Origin of the sequence: Maridesulfovibrio ferrireducens (genome assembly GCF_016342405.1) — a bacterium.
GTDB classification, from domain to species: Bacteria; Desulfobacterota; Desulfovibrionia; order Desulfovibrionales; family Desulfovibrionaceae; genus Maridesulfovibrio; species Maridesulfovibrio ferrireducens_A.
In genome coordinates, this window is the sequence record NZ_JAEINN010000025.1 from 12,955 (window position 1) to 28,704 (window position 15,750).

Annotated in this window: 16 protein-coding genes; 13 read left to right on the plus strand and 3 right to left on the minus strand. The window is 40.3% G+C overall.

Annotated elements, in window-relative coordinates:
- Positions 1-3: 3 nt before the first annotated feature.
- Positions 4-897, minus strand: a complete 894-nt coding sequence (locus JEY82_RS18065) for a CPBP family intramembrane glutamic endopeptidase (protein ID WP_304088282.1) — start codon at positions 895-897, stop codon at positions 4-6.
- 2 nt (positions 898-899) lie between these two features.
- On the minus strand, positions 900-1,385 hold the full coding sequence (locus JEY82_RS18070) for a hypothetical protein (RefSeq protein ID WP_304088285.1): 486 nt from the start codon (positions 1,383-1,385) through the stop codon (positions 900-902).
- Positions 1,386-2,052: 667 nt separating this feature from the next.
- Between JEY82_RS18070 and JEY82_RS18075 the strand changes: the two genes are divergently transcribed.
- From JEY82_RS18075 to JEY82_RS18100, 6 genes are read left to right on the plus strand one after another with little or no spacing between them, the layout of a single operon-like run.
- Positions 2,053-2,256: a hypothetical protein gene (locus JEY82_RS18075; protein WP_304088287.1), complete on the plus strand. Its 204-nt coding sequence runs from the start codon at positions 2,053-2,055 to the stop codon at positions 2,254-2,256.
- Positions 2,247-3,296, plus strand: coding sequence for an iron ABC transporter permease (locus tag JEY82_RS18080; RefSeq protein ID WP_304088290.1), 1,050 nt, complete (start codon positions 2,247-2,249; stop codon positions 3,294-3,296). Before JEY82_RS18075 ends, JEY82_RS18080 begins: the two co-directional genes overlap by 10 nt.
- Entirely contained in the window at positions 3,293-4,111 is an 819-nt protein-coding gene (locus tag JEY82_RS18085; RefSeq protein WP_304088293.1) for an ABC transporter ATP-binding protein, read from the plus strand. The genes JEY82_RS18080 and JEY82_RS18085 overlap by 4 nt, the downstream gene beginning before the upstream one ends.
- Before the next feature lie 3 nt (positions 4,112-4,114).
- Positions 4,115-5,149 carry an ABC transporter substrate-binding protein gene (locus tag JEY82_RS18090; protein WP_304088296.1) on the plus strand — a complete coding sequence of 345 codons (1,035 nt, stop codon included), beginning with the start codon at positions 4,115-4,117 and terminating at the stop codon, positions 5,147-5,149.
- Between the two features lie 59 nt (positions 5,150-5,208).
- A complete protein-coding gene (locus JEY82_RS18095; protein ID WP_304088300.1) occupies positions 5,209-6,291 on the plus strand; it encodes a methyltransferase dimerization domain-containing protein in 1,083 nt (360 codons plus the stop codon).
- A gap of 49 nt (positions 6,292-6,340) precedes the next feature.
- Positions 6,341-7,186 carry a DUF364 domain-containing protein gene (locus JEY82_RS18100; RefSeq protein WP_304088303.1) on the plus strand — a complete coding sequence of 282 codons (846 nt, stop codon included), beginning with the start codon at positions 6,341-6,343 and terminating at the stop codon, positions 7,184-7,186.
- 207 nt (positions 7,187-7,393) lie between these two features.
- Here JEY82_RS18100 and JEY82_RS18105 read toward each other — a convergent pair whose 3' ends face one another.
- Positions 7,394-7,729: a zincin-like metallopeptidase domain-containing protein gene (locus JEY82_RS18105; protein WP_304088306.1), complete on the minus strand. Its 336-nt coding sequence runs from the start codon at positions 7,727-7,729 to the stop codon at positions 7,394-7,396.
- 513 nt (positions 7,730-8,242) lie between these two features.
- Between JEY82_RS18105 and JEY82_RS18110 the strand changes: the two genes are divergently transcribed.
- The 7 genes from JEY82_RS18110 (at position 8,243) to JEY82_RS18140 (ending at position 15,178) form a co-directional block, all read left to right on the plus strand.
- Entirely contained in the window at positions 8,243-8,452 is a 210-nt protein-coding gene (locus JEY82_RS18110; protein WP_304088309.1) for a hypothetical protein, read from the plus strand.
- 166 nt (positions 8,453-8,618) lie between these two features.
- A complete protein-coding gene (locus JEY82_RS18115; protein WP_304088311.1) occupies positions 8,619-9,449 on the plus strand; it encodes a site-specific integrase in 831 nt (276 codons plus the stop codon).
- Between the two features lie 870 nt (positions 9,450-10,319).
- Complete coding sequence (locus JEY82_RS18120) at positions 10,320-11,579, plus strand: NAD-dependent epimerase/dehydratase family protein (protein ID WP_304088314.1); 1,260 nt, start codon at positions 10,320-10,322, stop codon at positions 11,577-11,579.
- A 78-nt stretch (positions 11,580-11,657) separates the two neighbouring features.
- Positions 11,658-12,554: a glycosyltransferase family A protein gene (locus JEY82_RS18125; protein WP_304088316.1), complete on the plus strand. Its 897-nt coding sequence runs from the start codon at positions 11,658-11,660 to the stop codon at positions 12,552-12,554.
- Between the two features lie 77 nt (positions 12,555-12,631).
- Positions 12,632-13,699, plus strand: coding sequence for a glycosyltransferase (locus tag JEY82_RS18130; RefSeq protein ID WP_304088318.1), 1,068 nt, complete (start codon positions 12,632-12,634; stop codon positions 13,697-13,699).
- A 61-nt stretch (positions 13,700-13,760) separates the two neighbouring features.
- Entirely contained in the window at positions 13,761-14,690 is a 930-nt protein-coding gene (locus JEY82_RS18135) for a radical SAM protein (RefSeq protein ID WP_304088320.1), read from the plus strand.
- Between the two features lie 47 nt (positions 14,691-14,737).
- The gene (locus JEY82_RS18140; protein ID WP_304088322.1) at positions 14,738-15,178 is read left to right on the plus strand and encodes an NAD(P)-dependent oxidoreductase; all 441 of its coding nucleotides are present in this window, start codon (positions 14,738-14,740) and stop codon (positions 15,176-15,178) included.
- Positions 15,179-15,750 lie beyond the last annotated feature (572 nt).

Consider the following 15,750-nt stretch of genomic DNA (forward strand, 5'->3'; position numbering starts at 1 on the left):
TTGTTAAATGATGTAAAGGTAGTCCCAGAAACCCAGCACATATGCCAGACCGCCAATCATGAAATGGGATATGCTGACACCTACCAGACATCTCTTTTGGGTATATAAATATCCCCAGTATAGTGAACAGACAAAGGATGCAAAGGCGATTCCCACGGAAAGCTGGATATGCACCAGTCCGAAAAGAGCCGATGCTGTGAGGATTGCCTGGAGGGTTGCGTAGGGTTTGTCCAACACAGATTCAATGGTAGTTTGTATCACCCCTCTGGCAATAAATTCCTGTAGTGCCGCAACAGGGAGATATACCAATAAAATCAAATTAAAATTGTCCATCACGAACAATTCGCCGCCTATTTCTTTAGCCCAGAACATGATGAAAAAAACTTTGAGCAAAAGGAGTGAGCCACAAGCTGCGAGAGTGCCGGGCAGCATACGGCGGATGGATTCCACGGCCCCATCGAGGGTCACCCCAAGGGATGAAAATGAAAAACCACTTTTGCGAATGATGAAAATGCTTACCATTAGGAAAATTGCTTCAACGATTCTTGCCGAGTTTTTGTTTTCGTAATTGAGTTTGTCGGCAAGAAAGATCAGAAAAATGTATAGTGAAACGGAAAGGAACAGGCTTACAAAAATGTTTGAAAACAGGTTATTCTTTTTTTTCTCTTCCAGTAGTTCTGCATTTCTGGATTTCAGGCCTTCTATTGTTTTTTCTAGTACGAATTCTCTGGCTTCCAATTTAACGGACATAAATCCGAGAGATTCCAAGAACCGGACTTCATCCTGCGTATATTTTTTATTATCCTGCATTCGATCCATCTCAACTGAGTGGGAGTAATCTCCACGTATGACTGATGAGATTATTGCATCGAGCTGTTTTAATAAACTTTTGTCCATCGTTAACCTCGTGTTTCGAATTTGGGACATTCGCAATAGTCCCGCATCGCCTGAGAAGACGGGAATCTTCCGCAGTTGAAGTATTTCCAGAAGAGGCTGCCATAACACAAACATCTATTACCGGATGTATCTAAAAAACAGCAGTCGACAATGAACGTGCAGCATCGGTTACATTCTCCGCAGCTATCTTCAGGTAGAGTCCACTGTTTGGAGATACGGAAGAGGGTCGGGTCGGGGCGGTCCATGGGAGGCGAGGTCAGAGGTAAAACCGTTTTTATCAATCCTTGCTCCCGGCTTAGTAGACCCCAGATGTAGGCAGCCGAATAAAAATAGTATTTATGATAATATTTCAGGTAGTTCCAGAAACGTAGGTCGTTGAAAAAGAAATAAGAAGTGTAGGGGGCTATTATGTACAGGAATGTTCCACATGAAAGCAGGTTGATTACGACAATGGCGTATGACATCAATCTGAACAAAGCGCGTATCATTGTTGCCTCTCTTTTTGAATCAAATATTTGCATTCGATAACGCTTGTGCTGATGCTTGTCTATCTTAATGGATATATTTATTCAAATATATCGAGTGCCTTGATAGAATTCACAGAATATTCTTCAACCATCAACATCAAACCGGGAATTGAAATAAAGTCAGGTTTGTGTGGGATTCAGTTTCGCTTGGAAGGATAGGCGTAAGTGGATTTCCATTGCCAAATTGAGGAAAAAAAGCGTTATGATATTGGCCAGAGGATTGAGCGTCGGGCGAAAGATAAAAATGGCGAGTTCAAGTCTGAAAAACTGACGTTAAATAAGCTTAGTTGGCGAAAATAGTGTTTGGGTCAATTGAAAGATTATCCTGTGCATAACGTATGGTGTTTTTAGGCTATCCTAAAATTTTAAGAAAAAGATGTCGTTAAATAAACAGATTTCATCTGTAATTTTAGTCCTATAGCTATAATCTTTGTAGCTGTAGGACTGTTTTTTTATATGAGAGCCTGAGCAGAAGATAATTCAGCAAGAAATCACGATTCTTTGTATTTACGTGACTCCGTTGTTCTATAGCGTGTCCGTATGTATTAACTCGTGCAATGATTCTTTTTTGAATGCTTTGGTTTAAATTCATGCAGTGTTCCACCGCTTTTTATATATGGAGGAAATTATGAGTTCAGACCTAAAAGATAAGAAAATGAAGATCATCGTAATGATTGGAAAAAGCAAGGACGTATCCCTGAAGCACTCAAGAAGGCCAATGTTGGAAGATTTAAGCTTGTTAAAGATGAATACGGAGTTTGGATTGAATCAGAAAAAAAATAAGCTTGTGCAGATGCTTACTTTATTAATCGACAAGAACTCATGCAGTTAAAGACACACTTATCACCGCAAACAATAGTACAAGAATTTTCTCCAAATTTTGTGCTTTTCATGCTTGCGATTATGTTTGCGGCAATCTTTATTTCTTCTTTTTGTATAGGTAGATATGATATTTCAATTTTACAAGTGATAAAAATATTTGCGTCTAAATTTTTATCAATTCAGCAGGATTGGCCTAATGCAATGGAGACTGTAATTTTCAAAGTTCGCATGCCTCGCATATTAGGAGCTTCACTCGTTGGAGCGGCTCTGGCAATGGCGGGAACAGCCTATCAGGGAATGTTTAAAAACCCTTTAGTTTCGCCGGACATTCTCGGAGCATCTTCAGGAGCGGGGCTTGGTGCAGCTTTGGCTATTTCTTTGTCCTTAGGAGTTTATGGAATACAACTGATGTCTTTTATTCTGGGATTTGCCGCTGTAATGTTAGCTTATGTTATCAGTTTGAAAGTTCCTAGAGACCGGACATTAGCTTTGGTTTTGACCGGTATATTAGTTGGAACTCTTTTCTCCTCTGGAACTTCTCTGCTGAAATATCTTGCTGATCCATATGACAAGCTGCCGACGATTACTTTCTGGCTCATGGGAAGTTTATCCACAACGTCTTTTAATGACGTTATGGTTGCCTTTTTTCCAATTCTTATCGGTTCGATTATTCTTTACATATTCAGATGGCGTATCAACGTAATGTCTCTTAGCGAGGATGAAGCAAGGTCTTTAGGGGTTGAAACAGGTAAACTCAGGCTTATCGCTATTATCAGCTCAACTTTGATGACCTCAGCTTCAGTTTCAATCAGCGGCCTGGTCGGATGGGTGGGCCTTCTTGTCCCTCACCTTGCCAGAATGTTGATCGGCCCGGATTTTCATACGCTCCTTCCTGCTTCGGGTATTATCGGAGCAGCCTATCTTGTTTTAGTCGATAATATAGCCCGTAGCTCTTCCTCAGTAGAGATCCCGTTAGGAGTTCTGACTTCAATTATTGGAGCTCCTTTTTTCCTTTTGCTTCTCAGTCGTCAAAAAGGAGGATGGAAATGATCTTTGAATTACGTGATGTACATGCTCGGTATGGAAAAACAAAGACATTAAACGGAGTTTCCCTTTCCTTGAAAAGCAAAGAGGTTGTCTGTCTTTTAGGGCCTAATGGAGCCGGAAAATCAACATTGTTCAAGGGGGCTCTGGGATTTATTCCTTTCACTCACGGACAGACTTTATGCAACGGAGAAGATCTTTCCCGTTGGTCGCGTGCCAAAATTGCCCAAACTATAGGATATATTCCTCAAAGTCATATCCCAACATTTCAGTACAAAGCTATCAACATGGTTTTAATGGGCAGAACTGCTCATCTCGGACCGTTCGCAACCCCTTCAGCAAAGGATATGATTTTGGCCGAAGAGGCTATGGAAAAGATGAACATCTCTCATCTGAGGAATACTCTTTATACGGAAATGAGTGGGGGGCAACGCCAGCTTATACTGATTGCACGGGCTCTTGCCCAGAGTCCAAAATTTTTAATTATGGATGAACCTACTAATAATCTGGATTTCGGCAATCAGGTTCTCGTTTTGCGTCATATTCAGGCTCTGGCTGAAGATGGATTAGGTGTAATAATGGCTTCACATTATCCAGACCATGCATTTCAGTATGCAAGCAAAGTTGTCCTCATTAAAGGTGGAAAGATAGTTGGCTCCGGTACTCCGGAAGAAACTGCTACGGAAGAACAACTGAATGCTCTTTACAATGTAAAAATAAATATAGCTGATGCTTATTTGAAAGACAGTCAGAACTCTATCAAGGTTTGTATCCCTGCTGTTTATAACTCTTTAACTTCGCATTCATGCTTTACGGAGTAATATATGCTTTTATTTAAAAATCGATTCGTCAAGTTTATATCCTTATTTTCAATTTTATTATGTTCTTTTTGTGGAACCTTTGCATTTGCAGCTCAAACAACTGTTACAGATGCGGTAAATAGAGTTGTAACAGTTCCTGAATCTGTCGAAAAGATTCTTATTACTTGTTACGGAGGCGTAACTAACCAAATTGTGGTCCTTGGTGCTGAAGACAAAATAGTAGGTCAGCCTTCTATGAAACTATTTCCACAGTTATTAAAAATGCGTCCAAAACTTAGAGCAATTCCCGATGCAGGAAAATTTGATAATATTAATATTGAAGAAATAATCTCACTTAATCCCGATATGGTTTTTGCGGGAATTATTTCCCAAAAAGGTAATAAAAAAATTGAGGAAGTCGGATTTCCTTTGGTCACGATGTTTATAGGCAAGGCCCGGGTTAATGTAATGAAAGATGAATTTATCAGAACCGGTCTTATTCTGGGTAAACAGGAAAAAGCTAAAGCTCTTGTTGCTTACTGGAATGAGAAACTTGAACTGGTACGAAAGCGGGTTCAAACAATTCCTCTGAATAAAAGACTAAGAGTTTATTATACTAGCTCCGATATTCTGCATACCGAAGGACGAGCCTGGTGGACTCAGGATTTATTGACCATGGCTGGCGCTGTAAATGTTGCTGAAAGTATTGATCAAGCTAGAGAAGCAACTATGGAAAAATTAATAGAATGGAATCCGGACGTCATAGTTGCATGCCGGTTGCTTGGGAAGAAAAACAGAGTTGAAAATGTATTAAATAATCCGCAACTCAAGGATATTAAAGCCGTTGAGAACAAACGGGTTTATGAATTTCCTATCGGGGCATTTTGGTGGAACAGACCTTCTCCCGAAGCTCCTTTGGGAGTTCTCTGGCTGACCAAAACACTTTACCCGGAGCTTATGGCTGACATTGATATGAAAAAAGAGACTAAATATTTTTTCAAAACTTTCTTCGACTACGAACTTAGTGATGTTGAATATGAGTCCTTTATAAATGGCTAAAAAACTTACTAAACTTTTCATGACCGACAACCATATATATAATTATAAGGAGAGTTATTATGTCCACCCCAATCCCGATCCTTCGCGATCTATGTGTGCCCGAAACCGCTTCCAGTCTAGAAGATATTCTTAATGGATTTAGGGCTCACCAGGTTTTGAAAGCAGCATGTGAACTCGGAGTTTTTGAGCTTCTCAGTAAAGGCCAGTCCTTTGAGCGTGAGGAAATTGTTAAACGCGTTGGTATCAACGGGATGTTTATCCGCAGTTTTTTACTTTCTCTTATGGAAATAGGCCTTATAAACGAAAAAGATGAGAAATATTCTAATTCTGATATGGCAGAAACTTTTCTTGTTCAAAGCAGTCCTCTCTACCAAGGGGGCTGGATTGAACAAGACACCGGTAAAGATTCACGCTGGAATGATCTTACCGAACATTTAAAAAAAGATAAGCCGGAATCTTATGCCTTTGATCAAGCTCCCAAAACTGATTTTATTAAAGCCTTGGGACAACGTTCCTTAAGAGGGGAATTGCAAGGTGTGGCTCATGAAGTTGTTTCTTGGGATAAATTTTCAGAAGCCCGTAATGTTCTGGACCTTGGAGGGGGGCATGGGCTTTATGCCATTGCCTTGTGTCAGGTGAATACTGATTTACAAGGGGTTATTTTCGATAAGCCTCATGTCATACCCGAGACAAATGTTTTTATTGAGAATTACGAGATGTCTAATCGGCTTAGAGCTCAGGGAGGCGATATTGATACCGATGATATCGGAGAAGGTTATGATATAGTATTAGCTTCACATGTTCTTTATAAATTTCGTAAGAATATGCCTGAATTTTTTAGAAAAATTAGGCAAGCTCTTAAACCCAACGGACTGCTGGTTTTAAATCATTGGTTTTGTTCGCCGGGATGTATTCCAACCGATGGGCTGTTAGAAATGGACAAGGCTTTTTTAAGTTTCGGTCATCCGCTTTGTTACATTGAAAAGTTTAATGGACTGCTCAAGGATTGTGGTTTCAGAGTTATTTCCACAAAAGATATTCCCGGAACATTTGGGACGTCAAACCTTCATCTTGCCTTAAAAACAGAAGCTGTGCCCGATTTTTTGCAACCCGAATCAGTTCCTTGTTGCTCTCCTCGTTAAATATATCAAATAGATAAAATTTTAAACATATGAAGTGAAAGGAAATATTATGACCCCCAATTCAGATAAAAATAGTGGGATTTTACAGGAAACAATACAGAGTATCAAAAATAAACTTGGTACTCGATTGGATGGCATAGCCATAGAAAAAATAGTTATTGGTGTTTTTTTTATGGGTGTGAAACTTAATAACGGTCATGGAGGATTGTGTTTTACTCCAATCAAAACTATCCCCGAAGCCGTATGCTGTCCCAGTTCTGCCAAAGCAATGCCTAACTCCGGAAAAATAGCAGGAACACCTGTATCCAAAATTCTTGACCGCATGTTCAGCGGCAATGCTATGAAGCGTTCTATTGGAATTGCAGTCATGAATGCCTTGTCGAATACAATATGGGAAGAACAAGGCTCAAATGGATATATAATTCAAAAGAACGTCGATCCCCTTGATAATTATGTCTATCCTGAAGGCGGTAAAGCCGTAGTTGTCGGAGCTCTTGTTCCATATTTGAAGATGCTCAAGAATGAAAACAGAGACTTTTCAATCCTTGAGAAAGATATAGCAACGCTTAAACCTGACGAGCTGCTTCACCATGTCCCAGAGGAAAGATCACATGAAAAAGTTGCTGAAGCCGATCTATTAATAATTACCGGGACAACTCTTATTAATGATACGCTGGAAGGATTGCTTGATGCTGCCAAACCAACTGCGGATATCATTGTTGTAGGACCTACAGCCAGTATGCTGCCGGAGGCTTTTTTTGACCGGGGTGTGACCTCTGTAGGAGGAGTTATGGCAACTGATCCTGATCGTCTTTTGGATGTTATCGGAGAGGCCGGATCTGGATATCATTTCTTTGGAAAATCTGCAGATAAGGTTGTTATCAAAAAAGTATAAATGTTGTACACAGCAAGTCAGTAAGACCCCTTCTATTTATGAAATTATAAATAGAAGGGGTCTCTTTTTTGTATGGAAAACCTGAATTGATACGCGGAAAATTTTCAAATTGACGGTAGTTGTCCGGTATTGAAAAAACAAGTTTCTCTCCGCAATCATTACATATGACTAATTTATTACCGTCCAGCTTGCTTTTTACGCGCGTAATTATTCCTTGGCATATATTTCTGAGCCGAAAGGTCCGAATTCACGGTCCAGTCTTGACTTGTGGCCTGTCCAGTGTCCGAGTTCGTGTAAAGCTGTGCTGTAATACTTATCGGAGCTTTCAAAGGCCGCATGCGGCGGGAGGTGAATCTCGTCGGTTGATAGCCCGTAAAAGGCCCGGTTGCGCTGGTCATGAGTGATACTTGCACCGGAATTTTGCAGAATGGATTCAGCTCGTTCGTCTGGATTCCATGATATTTCCCGGTCTTCCCATTCTGGTATTCCTTCAATCTGGCTGGCGTGGAATACATTGGAAAAGCGCAGGGGCGGTTTTGACAATTGTTAGCCCCAGAAGGGATAATAGAAGGTTGCGATAACAAAGCGTATAAGAAATGTGGGGAAAGTGGATGATTATTATGTGAGAATATAAATTGAGTAAAAAAAACAGAAAATGACGATAGTTTAGAATGGTTTTGAGTGTCAAAACCTTTTGTCGCATTACAATGTGGTGGGACAAAAAACGTTAAAAGTGGGACAAAAATTGTTTATATTTGGTGAAATGCCATAAAAAAAGGGTCCACAAGCAATCCTAAAATTGCATGTAAACCCTTGATTTAACCGTGGTACCCAGAGCGGGACTTGAACCCGCACAAGCCGAAGCTCGAGGGATTTTAAGTCTGAAAACAGTCATTTCACACGTTCTCACAGGTTGTCACTCTTGATACTCAAATCTTTGTTATAATTGAATTTAACTTCGTTATTGACTTCATAAAAGATCACTCGATATACTGCTCCATACCTGTTCAAGTGGGGACAGGGTGGGGACAGAATTTGATCCAAAATGGTGGTGCAATGACAAAATGGGAATCATCGACATATCCGGGAGTTCGTTACCGTGAGCATCCAACTCGGAAAAACGGTAGTGTGAAGAAAGATAGATATTTCTCTATCCGTTTTCAGATGGATGGTAAACGAACTGAGGAAGCTTTAGGCTGGGCTTCGGAAGGTTGGACTGCCAGAAAAGGCTGCAGAAGAGCTGGCAAATCTCAAAAGAGCAGCTAGAGCAGGAAGCGGTCCGCGCACGCTTGGAGAAGCCCGCAAAATCAAAAACAGGGAACTTCGCGAACAAGAGTCCCGAGAAATTTCTCTTCACGATTATTATCAGCAGCATTACTTACCCTTTGCCCAGCAGAGCAAGCCCGGTTCTTGGGATAAAGAAGAATCTCATATGCGGCTCCATATTGACCCTGTGTTGGGAAATGTGCCGCTCTGCGATATTCAGATTCCTCAGTGGGATGATCTTGTACTTGCCTTGAGTAAGAAAAAACTGTCTCAGAGATCGATAGAGTACATTACCGGATCTCTGCGCCGTGTTTTGAAACATGCGCTACGCCGAAAGATTGTTACTATACCTCCGCCATCTGGAAAAGACATTGGAGCCACTGCACCAAAGAACAACCGTAGGCAGAGAATCATTACTCCTGCCGAACGCAGAAAGATCATGTCCACTCTCGAAGAGCAGGATCGTTCGTCATGGATGATTGCGCAGTTTGCTTTTCTGACCGGCTGTAGGGCAGGGGAAGCCTTTAAGCTTGAGTGGCGCAATGTCAGTTCTACCCACGTCATTTTCGAAAAGACTAAGAACACTGAGTCAAGGCGTATTCCGATTTCTGGTCCGCTGGCAGAACTCATATCCGAACTGCAGCACACTAGCCCCATAGAAAAAGTTTTTCTGAATAGCAGGGGGCTTCCCTACAATGAAGCTCCTACTGCATTTGCCCGTGTAACCAAAAGTCTTGGGTTTAACGAAGGGCGAGATAGATTAGACCGCATCAGTTTTCATACAATTCGACATACCGTAGCCACTGAATTGGCAAAGGCTCTGGATCTTCGTTCTCTTATGGATGTCATGGGCTGGAAAGTTCCCGCTATGGCCTTACGCTATATGCACGGTCAGCTCTTGATATGCTTGGTGACAGCGGGGACGGTGGGAAGGTTATTCCTTTTCGGAAGCGGGGGTAGTGTGAATTCTGATGATTTTTATCACGATTATGCCTGATTGGGGCGGGGGTTAGGCTTGGGAACGCGATTTGAATAGTAGTGGAGTCGGGCCCAATATTGCGATCGACACATGGTGGAGTGGGCCTGTTGATATGCCTGAAAAATTGATAACTGATTTTTGCGTTTGGCAACGAAAATTCGAGGTACAGAATCTTCCTGAATTTGATCTAGACTTTTGTAATTTCAATAAACAAGGACTTGATTTGAACTTGGAGATAAGTACGCCAGTGAAGAAGGTTGGAATCCTGAGAATTCTGTTTGGCTATATGAGATTATGCCAGATGCTGCGATAAGAGCAATCGCAATGGTTGACGAGATGAGAGCATTGTGACCTTCCATGTTTGATTGGTTTTAAGTGGATTATTATTTAACTGCAGGCAAGTTCTGATCTAAGAATGGGGTAAGGAGTAGTGTGTACCCTAATTATATTTAACTGGGCCAGTTGAATAAAACTGCAACTTTTAGTCGCTCTTGGTATTTCCTTTCAGGAAAGCCAGTAGTCAATTTTTGATTATGCAGAAATAATTTAAGTTTTCTTTGTATTTTGTTCAAATGGTTATGTTGCAAATGTAGGGATGAATAGCGGTGGGTATTTGGCATATCTTTTGCAAATGCTTTGTAGCTTTGTCAAAATTGCCGTATAAGAAGAGTGTCCGAATGTAACAAGAAACCAAAGGCTATTGTGCGATGCACCTAAAGTACGTAAGAAATATCCGTATTTGAAGACAAATAGCAGCAAATGACGTGCTGAAGCAGAGCTTGTGTTTTTTAAAAAAAGTTGATTAACCATTTGTATTATAGACAATTTATTTTTTATTGATGGGGTGTTTTTTAGCGCATTCCAAAGTAACTAGGAGAGGCTCACAGTATGAAAAAAGTACTTATACTTGGCGGAGACGGTTTTTGCGGATGGCCTTCCGCTTTACACCTTTCAAAAAACGGCTATGATGTTGCTATCGTAGATAACCTTGTGCGCAGGAAGACAGACATTGAGCTTGAATGTGGTTCTCTAACGCCCATTCAGTCTATGAGCAGACGTCTTTCCAAATGGCAAGAGCTTACGGGACAAAAAATAGCCTTCCATTATTTTGACGTGGCAGAAAACTACCATCGGTTGCTTACTCTTATTGCAGAGTATAAGCCAGATTCTATTGTGCATTTTGCCGAACAGCGAGCAGCTCCCTATTCTATGAAAAGCTCTTGGCATAAACGGTATACGGTCAGCAACAATCTAAACGCCACCAATAACTTACTTGCTGCTGTTGTAGAAAGTGGAGTAAACTCTCATATTGTCCACCTTGGGACTACGGGCGTGTATGGCTATGGTACAGTACAACAAGTTATCCCGGAAGGATATCTTTCTGTGTACACAAAAGGACAAAATGGCGATTTAGAAGAACATGAAATACTCTATCCTGCGGCTCCAGGATCAATCTACCACATGACCAAAACACAAGATGCTCTGTGTTTCTACTATTACAATAAAAATGACAAAATACGCATAACGGATCTTCATCAGGGAGTTGTATGGGGAACCGAAACCGAAGAAACCCGTATGGACGAAGCTCTTATAAACCGCTTTGACTATGATGGAGATTACGGCACAGTTCTTAATCGATTTCTCATGCAAGCGGCCATCGGGCATCCACTAACAGTGTACGGGACAGGCGGACAAACCCGTGCATTTATCCATATTCAAAACACAGTGCAGTGTGTCAAACTAGCTATTGAATCTCCTCCAAAACATGGAGATAAAGTGCAAATATTCAATCAAGTAACCGAAACACACAAGGTTCGTGAATTGGCACAACTTGTTGCAAACAAGTCAGGAGCAGAAATCCGTTTCTTCGACAACCCAAGAACGGAAGACGCTGAAAATGAACTTATCGTGCGCAACGATAAATTCCTTTCCCTTGGTCTAAATCCCATACATTTAAAAGACGGTCTTCTGGCAGAAGTAACTAACATTGCTAAAAAGTATCAGCACCGTTGTGATACAAAAAGCATTATCTGCACATCAGTATGGGATGCAAAAAAAGCTGTTGACTACACAGGTAAAAAAACAGCTGAGGGCTTACAACAGACATATCAGGATTCCCCTACGGGAGATTTTACTGAAATGGCGTAAATAAAACATTAAAAAAAGCCCTGCAACAGACAACGCAATGGTTTGTGCTAAACAAACTTATAGCTTTCAGGAAAAACAATGCCCCCTTCAATATCAGTCATAATGCCCGTCTATAATGGAGAAGAGTTCCTCGCGGAATCAATAAACTCAATTCTTGCGCAGACGTACTCAGATTTTGAGTTCATCATTGTTGACGATGCATCTACAGACAGTACTCCGCAGATTTTAGAGGAGTACACAAGACGGGACTCCCGTATTCGCATTATTACCAATGCAACAAATAAAAGAGTTGCAAACAGTATGAATGATGCGCATGGAGAAGCGCTGGGGAAGTACATTGCACGCATGGATTCTGATGATATTGCGTTCCCTGAGCGATTTGCAAAACAAGTTGCCTTTCTGGAAGATAATCCGGATATTGATGTATGCGGTACTCAAGCAATATACCACGAAACAGGTAGACTCTTTTCATTGCCAACAACTCATCAGGAGTTGAGATGGACTCTTCTGACAATTCCACCTTTAGCGAATCCAACTTCTATGGTGAAACGTAGTCTAATCTTGAAAAGTGAAGGGTTTGATCCTAGCTTTCTTCCTTCTGCAGATTATGAATTTTGGTTGCGTTTATTTTATAAACACAACGCAAAATTTGCGAATCTTTCTGAACCACTACTTCGTTATCGAGCGCATCCAACAAAAGACCGGAAGGAATACAAGTCAAAGCAAGTTGTACAGCGCGATATCATACGCATGAAGCACCTTGCGTACGTGGATGATATTTTTGACACAAATTTTGTGCAAGAAGGCTTTCCCGGCATCACAAATTTTGATCCTACAGATATAAATGTTGTTTTAAAATGCAGTAAAAATTTTAAAAAACTCCTAATAAAGAATGAACGCTTACATTTTTTCCCTCAAGATGTTCTACGGGCCGTACTTTTGCAAATAATGGCCCTGATAAAAAAAGTTAATTAATACAGATTTTAAATAGAAATAATGGTCATGCTCAAAAAATGCCTTCGCTCAGAGGTATACATACGGAGAAAAAATAAATGGATAAAAAATCAAATATAAATGCAGCACCTCTCGTCTCTGTTCTGTTGCCTTGCTATAATCGTCCTGCAGGCCTCGATGATGCTTTGCATGATTTCACCAGTCAGACTTACACAAATGTGGAAATTATTGTTTCGGATAATTGCTCTCCGCAAAAAGAGGCTATGCAAAGAGTCATGGCTAAATATGCAGATGATCCTCGCATCCGCTATACTCTTCAAAAAGAAAATATTGGCATGTTGCGTAATTCTTTGGATGTACTCCAAAAAGCTAAAGGAGAATATATTATTTTTGCCAGTGATGATGATCGTTGGGATAAAGATTTTGTTTTTGAATTATTTACTTTGCTTAAAAAGAACCCGGATGCTTCTTGTGCTTTTTGTGATTACGATGTCATTAGTCCCGAAGGTCATAAGCGCACAGACTATCCTGAGGCTTACCCTTTTCTTAAAGAATTTGATGACCCCGACAGGATTAGCCGATTGAAAAAGTTTATTCTTGCCAAAGAGGGATACAGTAATAAGTCTTGCCCTATACGAGCCCTTATCAAGACAGAAATAGTTCAAGGGTACTATCGGAAGATGAATGACTTCGGCTTATTTGAGAATTGGGGAGATATGCTTGTGGTCTTTGCCTTTCTCATGGAAGGGAGGCTTGTTACTAGCCCAAGAGTATTGCATAAATTTACTGTGGGAAATAGCAAAGACTATTTTCGTACACCGCCAAATGCATTCTACTATCTTGAAGGATATTTAAAGCTTATGCATAGCAGATTGCCACCGCATGAAGTAGAGATACTTAGCGAATATGTAGGCATGAAACTTCGCCAAACTGACTGTCCTTTGGGAGGTAAAGAGCTTGTCTCCACACTGAAATCCATTAGTTCGATTTTACAAATATCAGACTCAATAATTGATATGCAAGATATAGAAAATCTTAATCATTATTTGCAAACAAATGAGAACTGTGCTGCACTGAGAGTTATAACTAAAATTTTCAGAAAGTTTACCCCGGCAGTCATAATGCAGTTGCTAGAGGCTCAGCAAAATAATGCGCGGGCATCATGATTTTCTATTCAGGTGCTGAGGGATACTTTCCTAAATAATTTCAAGCATGAAGGATCGCAACATGTATAACGCAGTATTTAAAAATGTATTTTTTGAAATATCAGGAGCATGCAACGCAAAATGCCCATGGTGTCAAACCGGCATAAAAGCTAGAAACGGCTTGCGGGAAAAAGCTCATTTTGTCGACCTGGAAGATTTCAGAAAGGTGATCCGTAAAATGCGAATCAAAAAACTGATCTCGCCGAAAACTCAGATAGCTCTTTACAATTGGTTTGAACCTTTCTTGCATCCGCAATTTAAAGAAATAATTGCTGATCTGCATCGTATTGAACAACCATTCAGCCTCAGCACGAATGCTTCAAAATTAATACTGTTTTCTGATAATGAATTGACACATTGCACTCAGCTTAGAATTTCTCTGCCTGGTTTTTCCCAGGCTTCCTACGATAGAGTGCATGGGTTTACCTTTGAACGAATCCTTGAAAATATAGTAAAAATGGTGAAAAATTTTCGCGAAAACGGTTTTAAAGGCTCTGTTGTTCTGGCATTTCTTGTATACCAATTTAATATTGGAGAAATAGCTGCTTGTCATGCCTTTGCCAAGCAGCTTGGCGTAAGAATGACCACTGGAGTCGCAGCATTTAATGGGTTTTCCATGATGCAATCATATTTAAAAAACACCATGCCTTATTCCCAATTAAAAGAAGCTTCTAAAGATCTTTTTCTTTATTACATTGACGATACTATCGCCAATTGCCCCCCTGACTGGGAATGTCCACAGCATGAATTTCTAGTAATAGATGAGCATTGTAATGCCGCTATTTGTTGCGGGCCGGACAAAGACCATTCAGAATATCTTGTTGGTAATATGTTGGAACTCTCTACCGATGAAATTGTGAAAAGGAAAAAGGCTAAAAAAAAATCTCCTACTTGCAAAGAATGCATGGCACTCGGCATGCCTTTTTTGGGAAGCAATCTACCTCATATTTAATGCGATAATGTCGCTACGAATACCTCTTGTAGAAAGGAATATTATATATGCGCATACTCGTCACAGGAGCCACAGGATTCATCGGTAGCTATGTTGTTAATGAACTGATTGAGCAAGGGTATGAAGTTACCGCAACAACTCGTAATGTTATAAAAAATTGTCATAAAAGCTGGTTTTCTGCTGTAGATTGCAAAGAGCTTGATCTAGCCCATATTCCTGATGATATTTTTAGCTATCTTAATAGACCTGAACGGATCATTCATCTGGCGTGGGGAGGGCTGTCAAACTATAACGATACCGTCCACACAAAGCGAAACTATCTGGAAAGTATTACCTTCTTAAAAAAAATGATTGAGCAGGGAGCAAGACATTTGCTTGTATCTGGAACCTGCTTTGAATACGGTCTGACAGCATTGTCCCAACACTCTCCTCTACAACTCATGCCAGTTCTGCATCGACATGTTTGGACATTGCCCAACCTCTTTTGACAATACAAAAGCAATAACAGGGTCACAGTTTCAGCAAAAATAAATAATTATTTCAGCAGAACAACATTTGATTCAAAAGAAGATCTAACGACTGATATTTGCGTCAGCAAATCAATAAAAATGGGCCTTATTTTAAGAAATATATAGCGGGCCTCAGGCCAGAGCATTTTATCTCCCCCCCATGTAAAAACTGAGAATGGATGTATAGCCCTACCTAGGCCTTTTATAAAAGAGGGACGATCTCGGGATTTGTTTTTTTTAAGTTCATGATTATGGGTGTTAACGAAGCGAAGTAAGCTTTAACAGAATGTTTATTGGTCTTTTTTGGGTATGTATCTTGCTTGAGAAGTTGAGTGTGTCAAAATCACCATGTGCAAAAATCTTTTTAATACAATAGTCGTATAAGGTTATTACAAAAGACTCTGAAAAAAAACGTAGTAAAGTTCACTCACATTAGAAGGCAAAAAGCAAAAGATACAGAACAGAATTATATATGTAACCGTCCAGACGGCTGCATCTTCCATTAATTTTCTCATATGACATACTTCCTCCCATTCAAGGAGGATGAATAT

Coding starts and splice junctions, on each gene's coding strand:
- JEY82_RS18140 (WP_304088322.1), top strand. CDS start 14,738: ATGCGCATACTCGTCACAGGAGCCACAGGATTCATCGGTAGCTATGTT.
- JEY82_RS18110 (WP_304088309.1), top strand. CDS start 8,243: ATGACAAAATGGGAATCATCGACATATCCGGGAGTTCGTTACCGTGAG.
- JEY82_RS18090 (WP_304088296.1), top strand. CDS start 4,115: ATGCTTTTATTTAAAAATCGATTCGTCAAGTTTATATCCTTATTTTCA.
- JEY82_RS18135 (WP_304088320.1), top strand. CDS start 13,761: ATGTATAACGCAGTATTTAAAAATGTATTTTTTGAAATATCAGGAGCA.
- JEY82_RS18095 (WP_304088300.1), top strand. CDS start 5,209: ATGTCCACCCCAATCCCGATCCTTCGCGATCTATGTGTGCCCGAAACC.
- JEY82_RS18130 (WP_304088318.1), top strand. CDS start 12,632: ATGGATAAAAAATCAAATATAAATGCAGCACCTCTCGTCTCTGTTCTG.
- JEY82_RS18080 (WP_304088290.1), top strand. CDS start 2,247: ATGCAGTTAAAGACACACTTATCACCGCAAACAATAGTACAAGAATTT.
- JEY82_RS18070 (WP_304088285.1), bottom strand. CDS start 1,385: ATGATACGCGCTTTGTTCAGATTGATGTCATACGCCATTGTCGTAATC.
- JEY82_RS18100 (WP_304088303.1), top strand. CDS start 6,341: ATGACCCCCAATTCAGATAAAAATAGTGGGATTTTACAGGAAACAATA.
- JEY82_RS18075 (WP_304088287.1), top strand. CDS start 2,053: ATGAGTTCAGACCTAAAAGATAAGAAAATGAAGATCATCGTAATGATT.
- JEY82_RS18115 (WP_304088311.1), top strand. CDS start 8,619: ATGCGGCTCCATATTGACCCTGTGTTGGGAAATGTGCCGCTCTGCGAT.
- JEY82_RS18120 (WP_304088314.1), top strand. CDS start 10,320: ATGAAAAAAGTACTTATACTTGGCGGAGACGGTTTTTGCGGATGGCCT.
- JEY82_RS18125 (WP_304088316.1), top strand. CDS start 11,658: ATGCCCCCTTCAATATCAGTCATAATGCCCGTCTATAATGGAGAAGAG.
- JEY82_RS18065 (WP_304088282.1), bottom strand. CDS start 897: ATGGACAAAAGTTTATTAAAACAGCTCGATGCAATAATCTCATCAGTC.
- JEY82_RS18085 (WP_304088293.1), top strand. CDS start 3,293: ATGATCTTTGAATTACGTGATGTACATGCTCGGTATGGAAAAACAAAG.